Below are 21,770 nucleotides of genomic sequence, written 5' to 3' on the forward strand. Positions count from 1 at the left end.
CGATCGTGCAGGCCGGGATCACGAAGCTCGCGGAGGAGGGTCACTGACCTTCCGCGCGTTCTGACGCAGAACGCCCCGCCCCTCTCGTCGAGGTGGCGGGGCGTTCTGCGTGTGGGGGGTGGGTTCTGCGTGGCCGGCGCCGGCGGGTTCGGGTGAGTTCGCCGGGTCGGTGCCGGCGGGTTCGCCGGGCCCGCGCCGGTGGTGCGCTGGGTCGATGTCAGCGGGTTCGCCGGGCCGGCGCCGGCGGGTTCGGCCCCGCTAGCGCCGCCCGGTCAGAAGCCGACGAAGTTGCGGGGGTTCTGCGAGACGCCGCCGACGCGGGTCTCGAAGTGCACGTGGCAGCCCGTCGAGGAGCCGGTGGTGCCGGCCCACGCGATGAGTTCGCCGACGCCCACGTCTTGGCCGCGGCCCACGTTGAGCGAGCTGTTGTGGCCGTAGACGGTGGTGAGGCCGCCGCCGTGGTTGATGGTGACCGAGTAGCCGAGCCCGCCGTTGTAGCCGGCCTGGCTCACGGTGCCGGTGGCCGCCGCGTAGACCGGCACGCCGCAGGTGCCGCCCGGCGCGACCAGATCGATGCCGGCGTGCAGCCGCCACTCGTGGAAGATCGGGTGGAACCGCTGGCCCCACTCGTCGGACACCCGCCAGCTCGCCAGCGGACTCGTCCACCCGTCGACCGAGGCGATCGGGCCGCCCCCGCCGCCGCCGTTCTTCGCGGCCTCCTCGGCGCGGCGGATCGCCTCCTGGCGGGCACGCTCCCGCGCCTCCTCCTCGAGGCGCTTGCGCTCGGCGACGCCGGCCTCGTAGTCGGCGACCGTCTTCGCGGTGCTCTCCTGCAGCGCCTTCAGCTGCTCGTCGAGCACGATGCTCTGGGCCTCCTGCTCGGCGAGGGCGCCCTCGAGCTGCGCCTGCGCCTCCTGCGCCTCGGCCAGCGCGGCCTCGGCGGCGTTCTTCAGACCCTCGAGCTCGGTGCGGGCGACGACGGCCTGGTCGGTGAGCGCCTTGGCGGTGTTGCGGTCTTGGGCGGCCTGCTCGTAGAGCCTGACGGTCTGCCCCGAGAGCTGACTCATCGCGCCGAGCCGGTAGAGCAGGTCGTCGGTGGAGTCGCCGCTGACGATGAGGTTGAGCGTGAGGTCGGTGCCGCCGGCTCGCGAGAGCTGGCTGATCAGCTGCCCGGCCTGGCCGTTGGACTCCTCGGCGCGCACGGTGGCCTCGGCGGCCTGGCGGTCGAGCTCGTCGGCGCGGAAGGTGGCGGTGTCGTAGGCGTCTTGCGCCGCGGTGTACTCGTCGGCCTTCTGGGCGGCGAAGGCCTGGGCGGCCTCGACCTCGGTCTGCAGCTGGGCGACGATGCCCTGGATGCGCTCCACCTCGGCCTGCTTCGCCGACTCGCTGCCGCGGGCGGCCAGCACGTCCTCCCATGAGGGGTAGTCGATGGCCGACGCGGGCTCGACCCCGCGCAGCACCTCGACGCAGACGATCGCGAGCGCGAGCACGACGGCGGCGACCCACGTGTGCACCGGCCGCCTCCCGCGGGCGCGCTCAGGGCGGCCCGCGGGCTGGGGCCGTTCTGCACGCTCGACGCGTTCGGCGTGCTCGGCGCCGGCGGCGCTGGTGGTCGGCGGGGTGGGGTCTGCGATGCTCATCGTCGGGTCTCGCTCAATCGTGGGGCGGGGCCGGTGTCGGCGCCGCTGCGGTCACGGTCATGGTCATGGTCAGGGTCAGGTTCATGGTCTAGCCGAACTCGATGCCCTGCGCCGCCATGAAGGGGCGGGGGTTGATGGCGGTGCCGTTCTGCCGCACCTCGAAGTGCACGTGGCAGCCGGTCGAGTTGCCCGTGGTGCCGGCGTAGGCGATCGGCTGGCCGACGGAGACGTAGGTGCCGTTGCCGACGAGCAGGGTGGTGTTGTGGCCGTAGGCGGTGGCGATGCCGCCGCCGTGGTCGATCTGGATGAAGTTGCCATAGCCGCCGTTCCAGCCGGCGAAGTTCACGATGCCCTCGGCGGCCGCGTAGACGGTGGCCCCGCAGGTGCCGCCGTTGTAGACGAGGTCGATGCCCGAGTGCAGGCGGTACTCGCCCGAGACGGGGTTGACCCGCATGCCGTACTCGTCGGACGAGAACGCCCCGGGGAACGGGCTCGCCCAGCCACTCGCCGCGATGAACGGCAGCGTCGAGAGCCCCGCCCGCGCCGCCTCGCGCGCGGCCTCGGCCCGGGCGTCGACGCCCTTCTGGTAGTCAGCCTCGGTGGCGGCCCGGTTCTCCTGCAGCACCTGCAGCTGGGCCTGGAGCTCGACCTGGTGGTCCTCCTGCTCCTGCAGCGCCACCTCGGCCTGCTGCTGGGCGGCGACCGCCTCGTCGCGCAGGCGCAGCGCCTCGTCGGCGAGGCCCTTCAGCTCGTCGCGGGCGACCTCGGCCTGCGCGGTGAGAGCGGTCGCCGTGTTGGTGTCTTGCCGCGCCTTCGCGTAGATCTGCGAGGTCTTCTCGGCCAGCTTCGACATGGCACTGAGCTGGTAGAGGAGGTCGTTCGAGAGCTGTTCGCCACCGACCAGCAGGTTGAGGCTGAGGTCGTTGCCACCCGTTCGCGCCAGTTGCGCGGCGAGTTGGCCGGCTTGACGGTTCGACGCCTCGGCGGTGGAACGCGCATCCGTCGCCTGCTGCTCGAGCTCGGCCGCCACGAAGTTCGCCGTGTCGTAGGACTCCTGCGCCGCCTGGTAGGCGGTGCCGCGCTCGGTGGCGAGCTGCTGCGCCGCCGAGACCTGGGCGTTCATCTCGGAGATGAGACCCTGGATGCGCGTGACCTCCTGGTCTTTCGCCTCGGTGTCGGCCTGGGCGTTCTTCACGTCGTCCCACGTGGGGTAGTCGTCGGCGAACGCCGGGGCCGCGCCCGCGCCGAACACCACGGCGGCCGCCACGGCGAGACCGGAGGCCGCGGCGACGGCGGCCAGGCGCAGGCGCGCTAGGCCGGTGGAGATCTGGTGGGTGCTCATGTCTCTGCGAATCTAACCTGTGGGCGGCTCGGGTGGTGGTTCATCCCGCCGCATGTGGACAAGTGGGCTCGATTGGCGACTGTGCCGGAGATGTGGCATACTCGACGAGTTGTCGCGCCGCGGCCCCATCGTTTAGCGGCCTAGGACGTCGCCCTTTCACGGCGGTAGCACGGGTTCGAATCCCGTTGGGGTCACAAGCTCCAGTGCGAGAACACATACAATAGGAACACAAGTAAGGCCCTGTAGCGCAGTTGGTTAGCGTGCCGCCCTGTCACGGCGGAGGTCGCGGGTTCAAGTCCCGTCAGGGTCGCCATGGCGTGAAAGCCCTTCCATTCGGGAGGGCTTTTCGCTAGAAGCGGCGCATTCCGCCGTTTCGGCTCTGTAGCTCAGTTGGTAGAGCGCACGACTGAAAATCGTGAGGTCACGGGATCGACGCCCGTCGGAGCCACTGAAACCCTCGCCTAGCTTCTACATGGCGGGGGTTTCTTACGTTTCCGGGCCGGGGGCGCCCTCTAGTGGACATGGCCGGATCAGGACACGCGATCGTCGATACTCTCGCCTCATGCCCGAGCCGCGACCCCGCCAGATCAGCCGCCGCACCGTCGTCGGCACCGCCTGGGCTGCGCCCGTGCTCCTCGCGGCGGTGACCGCTCCGGCTGCGGCTGCGAGCGAGACGATGCCCACGCTGACCCTGACCGTGTCACCGCCGTACAAGGACGGGAACACGACCTGGTTCGTGATCCGCGTGACGAATGACGGCACGACGGACATCCCCGGCGGGGCGCTCCTCGCGTACCTGCCGCTCACCGATGCGTCGTACTGGTACAGCGGCTTCAGCGGCGAAGTGGCGTGGAACTACGGGCCCGACGATCCGACGGGCGAGAGCCTCACGTTCGCCTACGACCGGGCCGTACCCGCGGGCGACACGGCGGGAACGCTCCTGCTCATCTTGGGGAGGACCGACCCCGATCAGACCCCGGCGCCGGTCGCGACGCTGACCTTTAGCGCCCCCGGTTACACCTCCGCCTCGGCGGCGCTCCGGCTGGAGTGACGGAGCTGCCGCCCGTCGGCGGAAGGTGAACATCGGCTGAGGGGCCCTGGGGGCCGGCCGGGGGGCGTGGTCGACTCGGGTCATGAGCGGATACGACCCGGAGTTCCTGCAGCTGGACGACGATGGCGACGACGGCGACAGCCGACGTGCGTTACCCATACCCGCCCCTCGCGGTCAAGCGCAGGCCGCGCGCATCCGCACCCTCGACTACACCCACTTCACCGTGCTGCTCGATGCCGGCCGACGCCTCGCGGCGGCCACCGCGGTGAACATCGACGGGGCCGCCCTGCTCGATCTCGGGCGCGGCGACGACTGGCACCTCGACGACCGGGTGCCCGCCGACGAGCAGGCCGGGCCCGAGCTCTACGCCCGCAACGACCTCGACCGCGGGCATCTCGTTCGGCGGAGGGATCCGGTCTGGGGCGACGTCGAGATCGCGTCCGAGGCGAACTTCGACAGCTTCTGCTACACCAACGCGGCACCGCAGGCAGCCGTCTTCAACCAGTCGATCGAGCTCTGGAACGGCCTCGAGGATCTCGTGTTGCAGTACGCGAGCGCCAACCGGCTGCGGCTGAGCGTCTTCACCGGGCCCGTGTTCGCCGACGACGACGAGCCGTACCGCGGGGTGCGCATTCCGACCCAGTTCTGGAAGGTCGCCGCCTGGGCGAGCGGTGGCCGGCTGCAGGCGAGCGGCTACCTGCTCGACCAGTCGCCGCAGCTCGGCGGCATCGACCTCGAGCAGACGGCGACGGATGCTCCGCCTCCGCTCGGGCCCTTCCGCACGTTCCAGCTGCCGGTCGCCGACCTCGACGAGCTGACCGGCCTCGACTTCAAGCCGCTCGTGGCGTCCGACGTGCTGGCGAGCACGGTGCCGACGGCCGGCGTGCACCGCGAGCGGTGGATCGAGCTGACCGCCCCCGAGCACCTGCGCTGGTAGCGACGCGCTCCCCGTGCCGGATGTCGGAGGGCGTCGCCATACTGGGCGCATGAGCAGACGCATGCCGGTCGAGCAGAGGGAGCTGCTGCAGCGGCGGCTGGGGTCGCAGTGGCTCACGGGCCGAGTTGCGGGCACTGAAGCGGGCGACGCCCCCGCACGCGTCGCCGCGACCGCGCGGCGGCTGCTCGCCACCCAGGCGCAGGACTTCGGGCAGGGCGTCTGGGCCCTCGGCGTGCGGGTGCCGGGCAGCACCCGCCGCGACGTGTTCGCCGCGCTCGACGCCGGGGCGGTCGTGCGGTCGTGGCCGATGCGCGGCACGCTCCACCTGATCGACCCCGACGACCTGCGCGGGTTCCTCTCGCTCACCGCCCGCCGCACCGTCGCGGGTGCCGCCGCCCGTCATCGCGGGCTCGGCATCGACACCGCGACGGTCGACCGCGCGCGCGACGTCGCCACGGGCCTGCTCCACGGCGGCGGCCGCGCGACCCGGGAGCAGTTCACCGATGAACTCCAGAGCGCGGGGCTCGAACCCGCCGGTCAGCGCGGTATGCACCTCATCTGGCTGCTCGCGCACGAGGGTCTGATCTGCTGGGGTCCGCTGGCCGAGGGCGGCACGCAGCAGGCGCTGGTGCTGCTCGACGAGTGGGCGCCGGCGACCCGCGAGTGGTCACCCGACTACGCGCACGACGAGTTGCTGCTGCGCTACGTGCGGGGGCACGGCCCGACCACGCTGAAGGACTTCTGCCACTGGAGCAAGCTGCTGGTCTCCGACGCCACGGCCGCCCTCGCGCGCATCCGGGATCGGCTGGAGGAGGTCGACCTGGGCGGCGCGAGGTACCTGGTCGAGGCGGGTTCCCGGGAAGGGGCCACGTCCCCGCAGCAGCTCGCCCTCCCCGGCTTCGACGAGTTCCTGCTCGGCTACCGCTCCCGCCAGCCCGCCCTCGCCGCCGAGTTCAGCGGCCGCGTGGTGCCGGGCGACAACGGCATGTTCCTGCCGATGCTCGTCTCGCGCGGTGCGATCGTCGGCACCTGGAGGCGCAGCATCACCGCCACCGCCGTCACCGTCACGCTCGACCCGTTCGAGCCGCTCACCGTCGCCGAGCAGAAGGGCGTCGAGCGCGCCGTGGCCGGGTACGCCGCGTTCCTCGAGCTCCCCCTCAAGCTGAAGAGCCGCGATGGCTGACGACGTCGTCGCCCGCACCCGCCTGCGCGAGACCGGCGAGGAGGCCGTCATCCGCCGCGACCCGCTGATGGAGGGCGCGTTCGAGCTGGTCATCGGCGGCAGCCCGCAATCGCACGTCGACCTCGGCGACCCGGCCTCCCTCTTCCACGACTACGTGCGCCGCATCGGGGCGGTCGTCGACCGGCTCCGGATGCCCGGCGAACCGATCACGGCCGTGCACCTCGGCGCCGGCGCCCTCACCCTCCCCCGCTACGTGCAGGCCACGCGCCCCGACTCCGAGCAGCACGTGATCGAGCTCGCCGAGGGGCTGGTGCCCTTCGTCACGGAGGTGCTGCCCCTCCCGCGCGGCACACGGCTCGCCGTGCATCCGGGAGACGCGGCCCGGGTTCTGCACGGCAGCGAACGGGTCACCCGAGCTGCCGACCTGGTGATCGCCGACCTCTACCAGGGCACCAGCACTCCCCCGCACCTGCGCACCCCGGGCTTCTACCGCGCGGCCTCCGAGCTGCTCGCGCCCGAGGGCGTGCTCGTCGTGAACGTCGCCGACGACGACGGCGCCCCCGCCCTGCGGGCCCACCTCGAGGCGCTCGCCCCGGTCTTCCCGCACCTGGTGCTCTCGGGCCCGACGTCGGTGGTGACGGAGGCACGGGCGGGCAACGGCGTCGTACTCGCCTCGGCGTCCCCCGCCCTGCTGGAGTGGCTTCCGGCGCTGCGGGCGGCCGGCCCGCACCCTGGAGCCGTGCATCCGGTGGGAGCATGATGAACACGACGGAGAGGGAGGAGCGAGCATGTGCGGACGGTTCGCGATGAGCGCCGAGACCGATGAGCTGATCGCCGAGTTCGTGGCGCGGGGCGGGCGCCTCGAGGACTGGCGCCCGTCGTACAACGTGGCGCCCACCGAGGAGTCGCCGATCGTGCGCGAACGCCTGATCGACGGCGAGCTCGTGCGCCAGCTCGACGCCGCGAGCTGGGGGCTGAAGCCGTCCTGGGCGAAGCCGGGTGGGCCGGCGCCGATCAACGCGCGGCTCGAGAGCGTCTCCACCAACGGGCTCTTCCGCAACGCCTTCGCCCAGCGCCGCTGCATCGTGCCGATGAACGGCTACTACGAGTGGGAGGCGACCGAGCACGGCAAGCAGCCGCACTACATCCACGCCCCCGAGAGCGTGCTGGCGGCGGCCGGGCTCTACGAGGTGCGCAAGGTGGGCGAGGAGTGGTCGGTGTCGTTCACGATCATCACCCGCGAGGCCGCCGACGCCTCGGGCGAGGTGCACGACCGCATGCCGGTGTTCCTCACGCCCGACACCAGGGAGCACTGGGTCGAGCCGATGAAGCTCGAGAAGGCCGACGAGAAGGAGGAGCTGCTGGCGATGCTCGACCGCTCCTCGCTCGCGGTGGCGTCGACCATCACGACCTATCCGGTGTCGAAGCGGGTCAACAACGTGCGCGACACCAGCGTGGCGAAAGACGACCCGACGCTGATCGAGCCCCTGACGGCGGCCTAGCGGATCAGTCCGCGACCGGCCCCGTCGTCCCCCGCAGCACCAGCTCCACCGGCAGCCGCACCGACCCGATCCCCTCCATCGACCCGGCCGCCAGCCCGTCGAGCAGCAGCTTCGCTGACTGCCGCCCGATCTCGAGCATGTCCTGCCGCACGGTCGTCAGCCCGGGGGTCACGACCGACGCCATGTCGACGTCGTCGAAGCCGACGACCGACACGTCCTCGGGCACCCGGAGCCCCTCCTCCCAGAGCCGCCGCATCGCGCCGATCGCCATGAAGTCGTTGCAGGCGAACACCGCGGTGAACTTCACCTCGTGGGCGATCAGGTCGCTCATCAGCTCGTAGCCCGAGCGGATCTCGAAGTCGCCGTGGATCGCCAGGGCGTTCGGGAACGACTCGCGGATGCCGCGCATCCGCTGCACCGTCGAGTGCAGCCCGGGGAACCCCGCGATGATCACAGCTTTCGTGTGCCCGAGCGAGCGCACGTGCCGGCCGAGGTCGCGCGCGCCCGAGTAGTTGGTGGAGGTCACCGACGGCAGACCCTCGAGCTCCTCGATGTCCTCGTCGGCGAGCACGATCGGCGCCGGGGACGACGCCATCGACACGAGCTCGTCGGTGGGTTTGATCTCGCGGCTGGCCGTGTAGACCAGGCCGTCGATCGCCCGGGTGCGCAGCATGTTGAAGTACCGCTTCTCGCGCCGCGGGTCGGAGTTCGAGGTGCTCGCGATGATGAGGCCGTGGTCGTGCTCGTTCGCCATCTCCTCGACGCCGCGGGCGATACGGCCGAAGTACCAGTGCGAGATGTCGGGGACGGCCAGGCCGATCACCTGACTGCGGCCCGACTTGAGGCGGCGCGCGCCCGCGTCGGGCACGTAGCCGTGCTCGTCGATCAGCCGGTTGATGCGCAGCGCGGTGTCCGGATGCACGGGCCGCTTCCCCGACAGCGTGTGCGACACCGTGGTCACGCTGACGCCGGCGGCCTCGGCGATCTGCTGCATCGTCCAGGGCCGCGGTCGGTCGTTCACGCCATCAGAGTAGCGGAGCGGGCGGGTCGCGAACGCCGGTTTCGCAAAACGTGTTGCAGAGCATCCTGAAAGCAGGACGAGCGGATGCCCGGTCGTTTACACCCCCGAAACACCGGGTAATGGCACCGAAACACCCACGCCTTAGGTTGGGGCCACGCACCCGCCGCAAAACGGTTTGCGACCGCAGCACCCGCACAGCACCCGTTCCTTCCTCACATCCCGCTCCTCCGAACCCCTAGGAGAACCCATGTCCTCACTGCCCTCGCGCCGCGCCCGCCGCGTGCTCGCCGCCGCGACCGCCGGTGCGCTCAGCCTCGCCGTGCTCGCCGGCTGCGCCTCCTCCTCGAGCGGCGAGACCGCCTCGAGCGACGGCGCCGCCACGCCGCTGACCCTGCAGACCTCGTGGATCCCCCTCGTGCAGTTCGGCGGCAGCTACGTCGCCGACAAGGAGGGCTACTACGAGAAGAACGGCGTCGACGTCGACATCCTCCCGGGCGGCCCCGACGTCGACTCGATGGCCGCCGTGGTCTCGGGTCAGGCCGACATCGGCATGGGCAACGCCGACACCGTCGCCCGCGCGAACGAGCAGGGCGCCGACCTGGTGATCATCGCCGCCGGCTTCCAGAAGAACCCGCTGGCCATCCTGTCGAGCCCCGACAAGCCCATCGCGACCCCGGCCGACATGGTCGGCATGAAGATCGGCGTGCCCTCGGGCGACGAGGCCGCGCAGGAGGCCCTGCTCGCCGCGAACGACGTCGACGCCTCGAAGGTCACGAGCGTCCCCGTCGGCTTCGATGTCGCACCGCTCGTGTCGGGCGAGGTCGACGGCCTCTGGGTGTTCTACTCCGAGCAGCCGATCGCCTACGAGGAGGCCACCGGCAAGGCCGGCACCGTGTTCCTCACCGCCGACTACGGCCTGGACATCTACGCCCAGGTCTACGCCGTGACCCGGGAGAGCCTCGAGGACGACACCAAGCGCGCCGCCATCGAGGGCTTCCTCAAGGGCGAGATCGAGGGCTGGCAGGCCTACGTGGCCGACCCGACCGAGGCCGTCGAGCTCACGGTCAACGACTACGCGAAGGACGGCGGCCTGACGATCGAGGAGCAGACCAAGCAGGCTCAGCTGCAGATGGACCTGCTCGTCACTGACGAGACCAAGGAGAACGGCCTGCTGACGATGTCGGCGGACGGCATCGAGAAGAACGTCGCCACCCTCGACACCCTCGGCATCACCGGCGTCGACGACTCGCTCTTCGACACCTCGGTGCTCGACGAGGTCTACGACGGCTCGAACACCATCAAGTAGCACCGCCCCGGGCCCTTCTCCTGCGCGATCTCGTCGCGGGAGGAGGGCCCGGGCTTCACCACCAGCACTGGAGGCGCCGTGACCGGCTCTGGCTTCACCCTCAGCAATCTGACCAAGGTCTACTCGTCGAAGAAGAGCGACGTGCTCGCGCTCGACGACGTGTCGCTCGCCGTGCCCCAGGGCTCGTTCACCGCCCTGCTGGGGCCGTCGGGCTGCGGCAAGTCGACGATCCTCCGCATCCTCGCCGACCTCGAGTCGTACTCGGCCGGCGAGGTCACGATCCACGGCGAGACGCCGGCCGCCATCCGCTCGGCGCACCGCCTCGGCCTCGCCCTGCAGGACCCGTCGCTGCTGCCCTGGCGCAGCGTCCGCGACAACATCCGCCTGCCCGGCCAGGTGATGCGCACCAGCATCCCGGCCGCCCGCATCGACGAGCTGATCCGGCTCGTCGGTCTCGAGGGGTTCGCGGATGCGCGTCCCGCCCAGCTCTCGGGCGGCATGCGCCAGCGCGTGGCGATCGCCCGCGCCATCGTCGCCGAGCCCGAGATCCTGCTGCTCGACGAGCCGTTCGGAGCGCTCGACGAGATCACCCGCCAGCGCATGAACGAGGAGCTGCAGAAGCTCTGGTCGGCCACCAAGGCCACCGCCCTGCTCGTGACCCACTCGATCTCCGAGGCGGCGTTCCTCGCCGACAAGGTCGTCGTGATGTCGCCTCGGCCCGGCCGGATCGTCGGCGAGATCGACCTCGACTTCGCCCGTCCGCGCCGGCGCGAGCTGCTCGCGACCCCCGAGTTCCACGCGGTCTGCGATCAGCTGTCGGCGATGCTGCACGCAGGCACCGACGACGACCCGGACGATCTGGTGAGCGACGGCGAGCTGGCCTCGGTCGCACCGGCGGAGGCGTGAGCGTGAGCACGGGCGGGAGCCTGAGCACGGCGACCGACACCGCAGCAGAGACCGCAGCCGACACCGCCGCCGCCCGCGCGGCCGGCGCCATCGCCACCGAGCGCGCCCGCAGCCGTCGCGACGCCCGCCGCGGCGCCCTGAACGGCTGGGTCGTCACCGCCCTCGTCAGCCTCGCCCTCGTGGTGCTCTGGGAGATCGCCGCCGAGCTCTGGCTCACCCGCCTCGGCGTGCTCGCCTCCCCCACGGCGATCATCCAGAGCCTCGTCGCCGACTGGCCGGTCTACCTCAACGCCTTCTCGGCCACGGCCTGGGTCGCGGTGCGCGGCTGGTTCTTCGGCAACCTCGCCGCCGTCGTGGTGGCGGTGCTGTTCGTGCAGCTGCCCGCTCTCGAGTCGCTCTTCCTCCGGCTCGCGCTCACCCTGTTCTGCCTGCCGCTCGTCGCGGTGAACCCGCTGCTGCAGCTGACCTTCGACCCCGACACGGCGAAGGTCGTGCTCGCCGCCCTGTCGGTGTTCTTCACGACCCTCGTCGGCACGATGCTCGGCCTCCGCTCCGCCGACGGCGGGCCGCTCACGATGGTGACGGCCTGGGGCGGGCGCTCGCTCTCGGCCCTGCGCTTCGTGCGCTTCCCCTCGGGGATCCCCGCCATCCTGACCGGTCTGCAGATCGGCGCCGCCGCGGCCGTGCTCGGTGCCATCTTCGGCGAGTTCATCGGCGCCAAGTCGGGGCTCGGCGTACTGCTGATCAACGGCCTGATGTCGCTCGAGCTCGGCCGCGTCTGGTCGGTCGCGGTGATCGCGACCGTGATGGCCGCCGTGCCCTACGGCATCTTCGGACTGCTGCGCCGCTGGCTCACCCCCTGGTCGGCCTCGATCTCGACCGCACAGCTCGCGTCGCCCGCCCGTCGCGGGCCGCTCGCCGCCCGCCTGCTGCGCACCGTGGCCTGGACCGTCGGTTCGATCCTCGTGATCCTCGCCGCCTGGTGGGCCTACCTGATCGTCTTCGACATGTCGCCGTTCGTCGGCAAGACCCCGCTCGACGTGTTCGCCTACCTGTTCACCGCCGACGACGCGGCCGAGAACCGCGCCGTGATGCTGAAGGCGCTCGGCGAGACCCTCGTGCACGCCGGGGTGGGCTACGTCGCGGGCCTCGTGATCGGCATCGCGATGGCGGTCGCGTTCGTGACCTTCCCGGTGGTCGAGCGGGTGCTGACCCCGCTCGCCGTGGCGCTGCGCTCGGTGCCCATCATCGTGCTGATCCCCGTGCTCATCCTGGCGCTCGGCCGCGGGCTGGGCGGCGTGGTCGCGATCACCGCGATCGTCACCTTCTTCCCCACGCTCGCGAACACGCAGAGCGGTCTGCGCCGGGTGCCCTCCGACGCGTTCACGCTGATGCGCAGCTACGACGCCTCCGTCTGGAGCAACCTCTGGCGGCTGCAGCTGCCCTACACGCTGCCGTCGATCTTCGCCTCGGCACGCATCGCGGCCCCGACCGCCGTGCTCGCGGCCACCCTCGCCGAGTGGCTCGCCACCGGCGACGGGCTGGGGCACGAGATCGTCGCGTCCCGCGCCCACTCCGACTACACGGGGCTGTGGGCGGCCGCGGCCATCCTCACCGCCGTCTCGCTCATCTTCTACAGCCTCGTCAGCTGGGCCGAGCGCGCGGTGCTCGTGAAGTACTCGCCCTCGCAGCTCGGCTGACCCACGACATCGGGACGCGCATCCGCTCGCCCCTCGCCACCTCGGAAGGAATCACCATGCCCACCCCGCACATCGGCGCCCTCGACGGCGACTTCGCCCCCGACGTCCTCATGCCGGGCGACCCGCGCCGCGCCAAGCTCATCGCCGAGACCTTCTTCGACTCGCCCCGCCTCGTCACCGAGGTGCGCGGCATCCTCGGCTACACCGGCACCTTCGAGGGCCGCCCGATCTCGGTGCTGGCCTCGGGCATGGGCATCCCGTCGATGTCGATCTACAGCACCGAGCTCGCGCGCCACTACGGCGTCAAGCGCATCGTGCGCGTCGGCACCATCGGCGGTATCGCACCCTACCTCGAGCTCGGCGACGTGATCGCGGCGAGCGCCGCCCACACCAACTCGGCGATGACGAGCGAGTGGGTGCCCGGCGTCACCCTCAGCCACGCCCCGTCGTTCGGGCTGCTGCGCAAGGCGGTCGAGTTCGGCGAGGCGACGGGCAAGCGGATGCACGTGGGGCCGCTGTTCACGACGGACGCCTTCTACAACCCCGACGTCGACCTGGTGCCTCGGTTGCTCGCCTACGGCACCATCGGCATCGACATGGAGGCGGCGGGGCTCTACGCCGTGGCGCTGAAGGAGGGCTTCGAGTCGCTGATGGTCGGCACCGTGAGCGACCTGCCCGGTTCGGAGATGACCGCCGCCGAGCGTGAGGCCACCTTCGAGAACATGGTGTCGTTCGGACTGGCGGCGCTGGCGTGAGCGGGTTCGGCCCCGGCGGCTCGGCCCTCGGTTCCCCCACGACGTCGCCCGACCTCGGCCCCGCCGACCTCGTCATCACCGGCGCCACCGTGCTGCGGCACGACGAGGGCGGCGGAATCTCGTTCGCGGCCGACCAGATCGTCGTGATCCGGGACGGCGTGTTCGAGGCGGTGCTCGACGCGGTGGACGCGGGCGGAGCATCCGTCGCCCCGCCCGCGGCGCGCGAGACGATCGACGCCCGTGGCAAGGTGGCGATGCCCGGGTTCATCAACTGCCACACGCACTCGCCGATGGTGATGTTCCGCGGAGCGGCCGAGGACGTGCCGGCCGACCGCTGGTTCAACGACTTCATCTGGCCGATGGAGGTGAACCTCACCGACGACGACGTGGAGCTGGCGACACGCCTGGCGGCGGCCGAGATGATCCGGCACGGCGTGACGACCTTCGCCGACCACTACTTCAACATGGACCGGATCGCCGCCGTCACCGACGAGACCGGCCTGCGCGGTGTGCTCGGCTCGACCTACTTCTCGACCGACGGACAGGCGGGCCTGGAGCAGTCGCTCGAGTTCGCGACCCGCTGGCGCGGAGCGGCGAAGGGACGCATCAGCACCGCGCTCGCACCGCACGCGACCTACACGCTGAACGACGACGACCTCGCGGCCACCGCGCGGGCGGCGCAGGAGCACGACCTGCTCGTGCACATCCACGCGGCGGAGGGCCGGTCGCAGACCGTGCACAGCCGCGAGCGCACGGGGCGCACACCGATCGGCGTGCTGAGCGACACCGGCCTCCTCGACGGGAAGGTGCTGATCGCGCACGGCATCGGCATCGTGCCGGAGGACCTGCCGCTGCTCGCTCCCGCCGCAGCGGAGGGCCGGGTCGGCGTGGGCAGCGCGCCGAAGGGCTACCTCAAGCTCGGCTTCGACACGACACCCGTGCGACTGCTGGCCGCGGCGGGCGTGCCGGTCGGGCTCGCCACCGACGGGGCCGCCTCGAACAACACGCTCGACGTCTGGGAGTCGATGAGCTTCATGGCCTACGTGCAGAAGGCCACCGAGCTCGACACGACGTGGATGCGCGCCGAGGAGCTGCTCGACCACGCCACCACCCAGAGTGCCGCCGCCGTGCAGCTCGCGGGCGTCGTCGGGCGGATCGCTCCGGGCTACCGGGCCGACCTGATCCTCGTCGACCTGAGCGACCCGCGGGTGCAGCCGGTGCACGACCTGGCCAGCACGCTGATCTACAGCGCGCGGTCGAACGACATCGACACGACCATCGTGGACGGGCAGGTGCTGATGCGTGACCGGCGCCTGCTGACGGTGGACGTGGCGGGCGTGGTGGCCGAGCTGGCGCCGCGGCTGGCGCGGTTGACCGACCGGTCGCACGGGAAGAGCATCCAGAACTACGACGCGTAGGCGGTGGCCCGGCCTGACCACCCGGCCTTGCCGCTCGGGTCTGGCGGCCCGGCCTTGCCGCTCGCGGCGGGCGGGATGAGGGTGGAGGGGAACGAAGGAGACGATCATGCCCGCATCGGATGAGCTCCCCTCCACGCTGGCCCGCTCGGAGAAGCACGCGCAGGCGCTCTGGAGCGCGGCGCACGACTCGGCCGTCGACAGCTACGGCGAGGGTGAACGCGCCCATCGCACCGCGTTCGCGGCGCTGAAGCACGAGTACGAGAAGGTGGGGGACCACTGGGAGCGCAAGGACGAGTCGGGGCCCTCGGACTCGCGCGCCGAGGGCGGGCGCGGTTCGGGTGAGACCGAGGAGGGCGTCGACGCGAACGCGACGAAGGCGCACCTGCTCGAGCTGGCGAAGCGGCTCGACGTGCGCGGGCGCTCGCGCATGACGAAGGATGAGCTCGTCGAGGCGCTCAAGAAGGCGAACCGGCGGGAGACGGCCCGGGCGCGCTGACGCGGCGGAGCGTCAGTGACGATCCGAGGTAGGCGGCCGCAGCGACGACGAAGGCCACCGCCGCGGTGAGCTGCGTCGTCGAGGCGCCGAGGCCGGGCTGGCCGACCTGCTCGGCCACCGCTCCGGCGAGCAATGCACTGGAGCCGACGGCGAGAGCCTGCAGGCCGAGCAGGGCCGCGATGACGAACCCGGCCGTCGGGCGTGCGGTGAGCTTCCACCACGGGCGCGGGGGCGCGACCGGCTCCTCCGGCACCCGGAAGAGCCGCGCGCCGATCACGATCCAGGCGAAGAAGAGCACGACGAACAGCAGCGGGCCGACGACGGGCCCGACCAGCGCCGCCACGACGAGATTGAGCATCAGCAGCACGAGGTAGCCGACGAAGCCGTAGAGGAACTTGGCGTACGGGTTCAGGATGCGCGGGGCTGTCATCCCTCCACCCTGCCCTGCTGCCCGGCGAACCGCGTCAGCTCGAGGGCCGGGCGGCGACCGCGCGGGTGAGCCACTCGTGCAGCAGCTGGCGCTCGGCCGCCGTGAGCGCCGGGAGGTCGTCGAGCTGCGCGAGCACCGCGATGGCCGCGGCGCGAGGGCCGTCGAGGCGCGGAGCCGTCCGTGCGGGTGCGGGTGCGGCGGCGTCCGGGCCGGGCACCAGGATGCGGCCGAGCACCGCGTCGAGCATCGCCTCGGCGAGGCCCGGGTCGCGTTCGCCGGGCGGGGCGTCGAGCAGCTGCTGCACGGTCCCGGTGGCCGCCGCCCGGATGATGCCGAGGGCCTGACCCTCGTCGACCCGCAGCAGCCCGGCCGCGGCGAGACCCCGGATGCGCGTGCGCAGCACGTCGAGCCCCGCGTCGAGTGCGGCCGTGCGCCCGCTGCGCCCCGGCTCGGCGAGCAGGCGATGCAGCTCGGGGTTGCCCAGCGAGAAGTCGATCTGCCGGCGCCAGCCGTCGCGCAGCGCCTCGACCGGATCGGTGCCCGCAGGCAGCGCCGCCTTGCCGGCGACGAACCGCCCGAGCACGTGCTCGGCGACGGCGTCGACGAGGCCGTCCTTGTCGCCGAACAGGCGGTAGATCGTGGGGGCCTGGACGCCGGCGGCATCGGCGACGCGCCGGGTGGTGAGGGCAGCGGCACCCCCGTCCCCGAGCAGGCCGGCCGCGACCTCGACGATGCGTGTGCGCACGGCAGTGCGCGGCTCCGACACGGCGGCGGGGGACGACTCATTGCTCACAGATCAACGATAACAGCGACTTGCAATCATCGGAAACAGCCTGCTACGGTCTGCTATCACTGGAAACACGATCGGAGTAACAATGATCATCATCACCGGAGCCACGGGCGAACTGGGTTCGCGCATCGTCGACCGGCTCCTGCAGCGGGTGCCGGCGGAGTCGGTCGGCGTCAGCGTGCGCGATCCGTCCAAGGCGCAGCACCTCGCCGATCGCGGGGTGCGGGTGCGGCCGGGCGACTTCACCGAGCCCGCCACCCTCGCGAAGGCCTTCGAAGGCGCCGACCGGGTGCTGGTCGTCTCGGCGGCGATCCGCGGTGACGCGGCCGTGGGGGCGAACCTCGCCGCCATCGACGCCGCCGTCGCGGCCGGTGCCGGGCGCATCCTGTACACCAGCCACCAGGCCTCGGCCCCCGATTCGCTCTTCGCGCCCCAGGCCGTGCACTTCGCCACCGAACAGCACCTGGCCGAGCTGCCGGTGCCGTACACCGCCCTGCGCAACGGCTTCTACGCCACCACCCTGGCCATGCACCTCGAAGGAGCACTCGCCACCGGCACGGTCGCCGCGCCGGCCGACGGCCCCGTGTCGTGGACCGCGCACGACGACCTGGCCGAAGCCGCCGCGATCCTTCTCGCGACCGAGCACCCGGAGGACGGACCGACGGCTCCACTGACAGCCTCCCAGGCTCTGGACCTGGAGGCGGTGGCCGCCGAGCTCAGCACCCTGACCGGGCGCACGATCACGCGCACGGTCGTCGACGACGAGGAGTGGCGGGCCGGAGCGATCGAGCGAGGCATGCCCGCACCGGCGGCCGACTTCACCCTGGGCCTCTACCGAGCGGCCCGCCGCGGTGAGTTCGACGTGGTCGATCCGGCGCTCGGCGAGCTGCTCGGGCGCCCGCCGCTGCCGGTCGCGTCGACCCTGCGCCGCCTGCTCGGCTGAGCCGCCGGACGCACCGACGGCCCCTCCCGGTCACGATCACGGGAGGGGCCGCCGGCGGTGCTTCAGCTGGGCATCAGCGAGGCATCAGCCCGCGCTGCGCACCCCCCGTCGACGCACGAGCACCGTCACGGCGCCACCCGCCACGAGCAGCAGCGCAAGCGCCGCGATGCCACCGGCCGCGAAGCCGGTCGAGGCGAGACCGCCGCCCGGCGACCCGGCACCCGGAGCGGGAGAGGCCGAGGGCGCCGGCGTGGAGGTCGGGGTCGGCGTGGGCGCAGCCGCCGCGTAGTCGAACGACCCGACCTCGCTCACGATCCCTGCGACGTCGGTGGCCCGGAAGACGATCGTCTCCCCCGCCGACGCGACCGGCAGCGGCCCGGTGTAGCTCTGCCACGCCGGGGCGAGACCCGCGGGCGCCCACTCCACCGACCCGACCCCGGAGGTCGCGTCGCTCGCCGTCAGCACGATGGTGCCCGCCTCCCGGTCGGCCGCGGCCGAGACCGTCGGCGCGGCGCGGTCGATCGGCAGCTCGACGCGGGTGACGGCCGAGACGGTGCCCGCCGCATCCGTCGCCCGCACCTCGATGGTGTGCGCGCCGTCGGCCGACACCGTGACTGAGCCGCCGTCGACCCAGCCGGCGCCGTCGAGGTTCGTCGAGACGACCGGAGCCGAGTCGACGTCGTCGACGGCGGTCGCCGTGACCGTCACGGGCGAGACGAACCAGCCCGCCGCCCCGTCGGGAGCCGAGGGCGAGGTCGCGACCGTGACCACCGGAGCAGTGCCGGCCGTGTCGACCACGACCGGGCCCGAGAGGGGCAGCGCCCGTGACGACGAGCCGACCGAGACGGTGTAGCCGCCGTCGACGACCTCCCACGCGTCGGTGTCGACGTTCCAGATCGAGTACGGGTGGTCGGCCGTCTCCGAGGAGATGACGGTCGTCACCCGCTGCGACGCACCGGGCTCGAGCGAGACGCGGTCGTAGTCGACCAGACGCTTGCCCGGCTCGCCCGCCGACTCCGGCAGCGTGAGGTACACCTGCGGCACCTCGGTGCCCGCCACCGATCCGGTGTTGGTGAGCGTGAACGAGGCGGTCGTCTCCACCGCGCCGCCCGAGACCGCGGTCGAGAGTTCGAGGTCGGAGTAGTCGAACGAGGTGTACGACAGCCCGTGTCCGAACTCGAACAGCGGCTCGATGCCCTGCTCGTCGTACCACTTGTGCCCGATCTGCAGCCCTTCGCTGTAGTCGACCTGCGTGATGCCGTCGGCGTCGACGACGCCCGGGTACTGCTCGGGTGTCGCGGTCGGGGTGTCGGCGAGCGACTTCGGGAACGTCATCGGCAGCTTGCCCGAGGGGTTCGTGTCGCCCCAGAGCAGCGATGCGAGCGCGGGGCCCTGCTGCTCACCGGGGTACCAGGCCTGCAGCACGCCGTCGACCTGGTCGAGCCAGGGCATGTCGGTGGCGCTGCCGGTCTCGAGCACGACGACCGTGTTCGGGTTCGCCGCGGCGACGGCCGCGATGAGGTCGTCACCGCCGTCGGCGAGACCGAGGCCCGGGATGTCGGTGAACTCGCCGGAGCGGTAGTAGCCGAACACGATCGCGACGTCGGCGGCGGCCGCGGTCGCCGCGGCGGCCACCTGGTCGGCGCCGTTCGACACGACGACGGATGCTCCCGCCTCAGCGGCACGGGAAGTGAACGCCGTGTCGGGCGCGACCACGTCCTCGCAGTTCAGCGTGCTGGGGTTGCCGAAGGGCCACGACATGCTGCAGACCGACGAGGCGCTGACGCCGTTCGTCGGGGTGTTCGACACGGTCGGGCCGATCAGCGCGATCGTCGAGCCGTCGGAGGCGTCGAGCGGCAGCAGGCCGTCGTTCTTCAGCAGCACCGAGCCCTCCTCGGCGATGCTCCGCGCGAGGGCCTTGTGCTCGGGCGTCGAGGCGTCGGCGACGGGGGTCGTCGGCGCCGGCTTGTCGAACAGGCCGGCTCCGATGTACGACCTCACGACGTTCCGGGCCGCGGTGTCGACGGTCGCCTCGGTGAGGGAGCCGTCGGCGATCGCCGCGTCGAGCAGCGTGGGCGTGTAGTGGATGGGGCGGTTCAGCTCCTGGTCGAGACCGGCGTTCAGCGCATCCGCGGTGCTGTGCACGGCCCCGAAGTCGGAGACCACGTAGCCGTCGAAGCCCAGCTGCCCGCGCAGGTCGGTGTTCAGCAGCGGGTTCTCGCAGCCGTACACGCCGTTGATCTGGTTGTACGAGCACATCACGCCGGCCGGGGCTCCCCCGTCGATGAGGATCTCGAAGGGCAGGTCGTAGGCCTCCTTCAGCGTGCGCTCGTCGAGGTTCGACGAGCTGGTCTGGCGCGCCGTCTCCTGCTCGTTGCCCACGTAGTGCTTCAGCACGGCGAGGGTCGGCTTCTCGGGGTCGCCCTTCTCGAGGCCCTGCGTGTTGGCGGCGCCGAGGGTGCCGCTGAGCAGCGGGTCCTCACCGAGGTACTCGGCCGTGCGGCCCGAGAGCGGGGTGCGGCCGCTCGCGATGCCGGGGCCGAGCACGCCGGCCTTGCCCTTGTCCCAGGCCTCCGCTGCCTGGGCGGCGCCCTTGTCGAAGGCGAGGTCGCTGTTCCAGCTCGACGCGAGCGCGATCTGGGCGGGGAAGGCGGTGACACCCTCGGTGAAGCGCACGCCGTCGGGCCCGTCGGTGTAGACGATCGTGGGCGTGCAACCGACCTGCTCGGGGTACGAGACCCCGCTGAACTCGGTCTGCTCGGGCGTGTTCGCGGCCTGCTCGTTCAGCCAGCGGTACTTCTGGCCGAGCGAACTGGCGTCCAGCAGCAGGCCGGCGCGCTCGTCGGCGCTCAGCGCGGTGTCCATCCACGGGCACTCGGCCAGGTCGACGGATGCTCGCGCGCCCGTCACCCCAGGAGCCGCCGCCGCGGGCCCCGCTGCCAGGGCCGAACCACCCGCGGCGAGAGCCAGTGCCATCCCCCCGGCCAGCATCGCCCGCCTCGATCTCTTCGTTGAATTCATGCCACTCCAATGTGACTCGCGGTTGGGACTGGCGGTGGTGACCAGCGGTGTCGTGTGCGCCGATTGAAGCGCTTCAAGTTAAAGTAGGTGGCGGGTCAGCGTGTGTCAACAGGAGTCGACGGGAAATTCCCTAAGCTGGCGGGAGCCCGTAGCCGAGCCGTGGAGAACGATGTCGACGACCAAGAGCATGCCGAGCATGAGCGACGTCGCGGCGCGCGCCGGGGTCGCCCTCGGCACGGTCTCGAACGTGCTGAACCATCCCGACAAGGTGGCGGAGGCGACCTTGAGGCGGGTGCACGCCGCCATCGACGAGCTCGGCTTCGTGCGCAACAACCAGGCCCGCTCGCTCGCGATGGGCCGCAGCACCACCCTCGGCCTCGTCGTGACCGACATCGGCAACTCGTTCTTCGTCGACATCGCCCGGGGGGCCGAGGAGGGCGCCGCCCTGAACGGCATGACCCTGCTGCTCGCCAACAGCGACAACGACTACGCCAAGCAGGAGACCTACCTCGACCTGTTCGACCAGGCGCGCTTCGCGGGCATCCTGCTGGCCCCGTTCGAGGCGGCGCCCGAGAGCGCGCACCGGCTGCGCGGGCACGGGCGTCCCGTGCTGCTGCTGAACGTGGCGGTCCCGGTCGGGGAGGGGTGCTCGATCGTGGTCGACAACGAGCAGGGCGGGTACCTCGCCGCCCGGCACCTGATCGACGAGGGCCGCCGGCGGCTCGCCTTCGTGGGTGGGCCCGACCGCCTCGAACCGCTGCTCGAGCGCCGCCTCGGCGCCGAGCGCGCCGTGGCCGAGACGAACGGCGCGGTGACGCTCGAGGAGATCATCGTCGGCGCGGTGAACGCTCCGGAGGGCCGGGCGGCCGGGTCGATCATCCTGGACCGGGCCCCGGCCGAACGACCCGACGGCGTCTTCGCCGCCTCCGACCTGCTGGCCCTCGGACTCGTGCAGACTCTGTCGGCGGCGCTGCGCATCCCCGACGACCTCGCGGTGATCGGCTACGACAACAACAGCGCGGTGCGCGAGAGCACGATCCCCATCTCGACCATCGCCCAGCCCGGCCGCGAGATGGGCGAGATCGGGGCCCGCCTGCTCTGGAGCGAGGTCGCCGACGGGCCGGACCACGAGCACGAGCACGTCGTGCTCGCCCCCACCCTCATCACCCGCGCGAGCTCGGTGCGCCGCTAGTCGGCCTTGCCCAGCTCGGTGCGCCGCTAGCCCGCCGTGCCCAGCTCGTGCGCGTGGTCGGTCACGTACTGGAACCGCTCGCGCGACGGGCGCTGCATGATGCGCTTGATCGCGCCGCCCTTCCCGGCGGCGTCGCG

General features: G+C 71.9%; 19 protein-coding genes, 3 tRNA genes and 1 pseudogene. 16 read left to right on the plus strand and 7 right to left on the minus strand.

Annotation, left to right across the window (positions count from 1 at the left end; genetic code table 11):
- Positions 1-272: 272 nt before the first annotated feature.
- Together NVV95_RS12900 and NVV95_RS12905 are read right to left on the minus strand one after the other, a co-directional pair.
- Positions 273-1,640 (minus strand): peptidoglycan DD-metalloendopeptidase family protein, encoded by a 1,368-nt coding sequence (locus tag NVV95_RS12900; protein ID WP_259486960.1) that lies wholly within the window; start codon positions 1,638-1,640, stop codon positions 273-275.
- Positions 1,641-1,728: 88 nt separating this feature from the next.
- A complete protein-coding gene (locus NVV95_RS12905; protein WP_259486961.1) occupies positions 1,729-2,982 on the minus strand; it encodes a M23 family metallopeptidase in 1,254 nt (417 codons plus the stop codon).
- Positions 2,983-3,103: 121 nt separating this feature from the next.
- Between NVV95_RS12905 and NVV95_RS12910 the strand changes: the two genes are divergently transcribed.
- The 8 genes from NVV95_RS12910 (at position 3,104) to NVV95_RS12945 (ending at position 7,655) form a co-directional block, all read left to right on the plus strand.
- Positions 3,104-3,176, plus strand: a tRNA-Glu gene (locus NVV95_RS12910).
- Positions 3,177-3,218: 42 nt separating this feature from the next.
- A tRNA-Asp gene (locus NVV95_RS12915) sits at positions 3,219-3,295 on the plus strand.
- 62 nt (positions 3,296-3,357) lie between these two features.
- A tRNA-Phe gene (locus NVV95_RS12920) sits at positions 3,358-3,430 on the plus strand.
- Between the two features lie 114 nt (positions 3,431-3,544).
- The gene (locus tag NVV95_RS12925; RefSeq protein WP_259486962.1) at positions 3,545-4,033 is read left to right on the plus strand and encodes a hypothetical protein; all 489 of its coding nucleotides are present in this window, start codon (positions 3,545-3,547) and stop codon (positions 4,031-4,033) included.
- 82 nt (positions 4,034-4,115) lie between these two features.
- Positions 4,116-4,970, plus strand: coding sequence for a DNA/RNA non-specific endonuclease (locus NVV95_RS12930; protein WP_259486963.1), 855 nt, complete (start codon positions 4,116-4,118; stop codon positions 4,968-4,970).
- Between the two features lie 49 nt (positions 4,971-5,019).
- A complete protein-coding gene (locus NVV95_RS12935; RefSeq protein ID WP_259486964.1) occupies positions 5,020-6,153 on the plus strand; it encodes a winged helix DNA-binding domain-containing protein in 1,134 nt (377 codons plus the stop codon).
- The gene (locus NVV95_RS12940; RefSeq protein WP_259486965.1) at positions 6,146-6,913 is read left to right on the plus strand and encodes a spermidine synthase; all 768 of its coding nucleotides are present in this window, start codon (positions 6,146-6,148) and stop codon (positions 6,911-6,913) included. Before NVV95_RS12935 ends, NVV95_RS12940 begins: the two co-directional genes overlap by 8 nt.
- Before the next feature lie 28 nt (positions 6,914-6,941).
- The gene (locus NVV95_RS12945) at positions 6,942-7,655 is read left to right on the plus strand and encodes an SOS response-associated peptidase (protein WP_259486966.1); all 714 of its coding nucleotides are present in this window, start codon (positions 6,942-6,944) and stop codon (positions 7,653-7,655) included.
- A 4-nt stretch (positions 7,656-7,659) separates the two neighbouring features.
- Here the strand turns inward: NVV95_RS12945 and NVV95_RS12950 are convergent, their stop codons facing one another.
- Entirely contained in the window at positions 7,660-8,676 is a 1,017-nt protein-coding gene (locus tag NVV95_RS12950; RefSeq protein ID WP_259486967.1) for a LacI family DNA-binding transcriptional regulator, read from the minus strand.
- A gap of 247 nt (positions 8,677-8,923) precedes the next feature.
- Between NVV95_RS12950 and NVV95_RS12955 the strand changes: the two genes are divergently transcribed.
- From NVV95_RS12955 to NVV95_RS12980, 6 genes are all read left to right on the plus strand, one after another.
- On the plus strand, positions 8,924-9,982 hold the full coding sequence (locus NVV95_RS12955) for an ABC transporter substrate-binding protein (RefSeq protein WP_259486968.1): 1,059 nt from the start codon (positions 8,924-8,926) through the stop codon (positions 9,980-9,982).
- 78 nt (positions 9,983-10,060) lie between these two features.
- A complete protein-coding gene (locus NVV95_RS12960) occupies positions 10,061-10,888 on the plus strand; it encodes an ABC transporter ATP-binding protein (protein WP_259486969.1) in 828 nt (275 codons plus the stop codon).
- Positions 10,889-10,890: 2 nt separating this feature from the next.
- A complete protein-coding gene (locus NVV95_RS12965) occupies positions 10,891-12,588 on the plus strand; it encodes an ABC transporter permease (protein ID WP_259486970.1) in 1,698 nt (565 codons plus the stop codon).
- A 56-nt stretch (positions 12,589-12,644) separates the two neighbouring features.
- On the plus strand, positions 12,645-13,343 hold the full coding sequence (locus NVV95_RS12970; RefSeq protein ID WP_259486971.1) for a purine-nucleoside phosphorylase: 699 nt from the start codon (positions 12,645-12,647) through the stop codon (positions 13,341-13,343).
- Entirely contained in the window at positions 13,340-14,761 is a 1,422-nt protein-coding gene (locus NVV95_RS12975) for an amidohydrolase (RefSeq protein WP_259486972.1), read from the plus strand. Before NVV95_RS12970 ends, NVV95_RS12975 begins: the two co-directional genes overlap by 4 nt.
- Positions 14,762-14,867: 106 nt before the next feature.
- Complete coding sequence (locus tag NVV95_RS12980) at positions 14,868-15,257, plus strand: ChaB family protein (protein WP_259486973.1); 390 nt, start codon at positions 14,868-14,870, stop codon at positions 15,255-15,257.
- Here NVV95_RS12980 and NVV95_RS12985 read toward each other — a convergent pair.
- On the minus strand, positions 15,217-15,687 hold the full coding sequence (locus NVV95_RS12985) for a hypothetical protein (protein ID WP_259486974.1): 471 nt from the start codon (positions 15,685-15,687) through the stop codon (positions 15,217-15,219). The two genes, NVV95_RS12980 and NVV95_RS12985, sit on opposite strands and share 41 nt — an antisense overlap.
- A 34-nt stretch (positions 15,688-15,721) precedes the next feature.
- Positions 15,722-16,480, minus strand: a complete 759-nt coding sequence (locus tag NVV95_RS12990; RefSeq protein ID WP_259486975.1) for a TetR/AcrR family transcriptional regulator — start codon at positions 16,478-16,480, stop codon at positions 15,722-15,724.
- Positions 16,481-16,562: 82 nt separating this feature from the next.
- Between NVV95_RS12990 and NVV95_RS12995 the strand changes: the two genes are divergently transcribed.
- Complete coding sequence (locus NVV95_RS12995; RefSeq protein ID WP_259486976.1) at positions 16,563-17,420, plus strand: NmrA family NAD(P)-binding protein; 858 nt, start codon at positions 16,563-16,565, stop codon at positions 17,418-17,420.
- A gap of 84 nt (positions 17,421-17,504) precedes the next feature.
- On the opposite strand, the gene NVV95_RS13000 is transcribed toward NVV95_RS12995, so the two are convergent.
- Positions 17,505-20,396 carry a beta-glucosidase gene (locus NVV95_RS13000; protein WP_259486977.1) on the minus strand — a complete coding sequence of 964 codons (2,892 nt, stop codon included), beginning with the start codon at positions 20,394-20,396 and terminating at the stop codon, positions 17,505-17,507.
- Between the two features lie 241 nt (positions 20,397-20,637).
- Between NVV95_RS13000 and NVV95_RS13005 the strand changes: the two genes are divergently transcribed.
- Complete coding sequence (locus NVV95_RS13005; RefSeq protein ID WP_259486978.1) at positions 20,638-21,633, plus strand: LacI family DNA-binding transcriptional regulator; 996 nt, start codon at positions 20,638-20,640, stop codon at positions 21,631-21,633.
- A gap of 26 nt (positions 21,634-21,659) precedes the next feature.
- Here NVV95_RS13005 and NVV95_RS18490 read toward each other — a convergent pair.
- Positions 21,660-21,767: pseudogene (locus tag NVV95_RS18490) on the minus strand (hypothetical protein); the annotation flags it as partial.
- Positions 21,768-21,770 lie beyond the last annotated feature (3 nt).

It is taken from the genome of Herbiconiux gentiana (assembly GCF_024978135.1).
GTDB classification, from domain to species: domain Bacteria; phylum Actinomycetota; class Actinomycetes; order Actinomycetales; family Microbacteriaceae; genus Herbiconiux; species Herbiconiux gentiana.

Excerpts from the sequence above, each read along its gene's own strand:
- NVV95_RS12935 (WP_259486964.1), top strand. The coding sequence starts at position 5,020 with ATGAGCAGACGCATGCCGGTCGAGCAGAGGGAGCTGCTGCAGCGGCGG.
- NVV95_RS12995 (WP_259486976.1), top strand. The coding sequence starts at position 16,563 with ATGATCATCATCACCGGAGCCACGGGCGAACTGGGTTCGCGCATCGTC.
- NVV95_RS12930 (WP_259486963.1), top strand. The coding sequence starts at position 4,116 with ATGAGCGGATACGACCCGGAGTTCCTGCAGCTGGACGACGATGGCGAC.
- NVV95_RS12925 (WP_259486962.1), top strand. The coding sequence starts at position 3,545 with ATGCCCGAGCCGCGACCCCGCCAGATCAGCCGCCGCACCGTCGTCGGC.
- NVV95_RS12905 (WP_259486961.1), bottom strand. The coding sequence starts at position 2,982 with ATGAGCACCCACCAGATCTCCACCGGCCTAGCGCGCCTGCGCCTGGCC.
- NVV95_RS12945 (WP_259486966.1), top strand. The coding sequence starts at position 6,942 with ATGTGCGGACGGTTCGCGATGAGCGCCGAGACCGATGAGCTGATCGCC.
- NVV95_RS12955 (WP_259486968.1), top strand. The coding sequence starts at position 8,924 with ATGTCCTCACTGCCCTCGCGCCGCGCCCGCCGCGTGCTCGCCGCCGCG.
- NVV95_RS12985 (WP_259486974.1), bottom strand. The coding sequence starts at position 15,687 with ATGACAGCCCCGCGCATCCTGAACCCGTACGCCAAGTTCCTCTACGGC.
- NVV95_RS12900 (WP_259486960.1), bottom strand. The coding sequence starts at position 1,640 with ATGAGCATCGCAGACCCCACCCCGCCGACCACCAGCGCCGCCGGCGCC.
- NVV95_RS12980 (WP_259486973.1), top strand. The coding sequence starts at position 14,868 with ATGCCCGCATCGGATGAGCTCCCCTCCACGCTGGCCCGCTCGGAGAAG.
- NVV95_RS13000 (WP_259486977.1), bottom strand. The coding sequence starts at position 20,396 with ATGGCACTGGCTCTCGCCGCGGGTGGTTCGGCCCTGGCAGCGGGGCCC.
- NVV95_RS12970 (WP_259486971.1), top strand. The coding sequence starts at position 12,645 with ATGCCCACCCCGCACATCGGCGCCCTCGACGGCGACTTCGCCCCCGAC.
- NVV95_RS12940 (WP_259486965.1), top strand. The coding sequence starts at position 6,146 with ATGGCTGACGACGTCGTCGCCCGCACCCGCCTGCGCGAGACCGGCGAG.
- NVV95_RS13005 (WP_259486978.1), top strand. The coding sequence starts at position 20,638 with ATGAGCGACGTCGCGGCGCGCGCCGGGGTCGCCCTCGGCACGGTCTCG.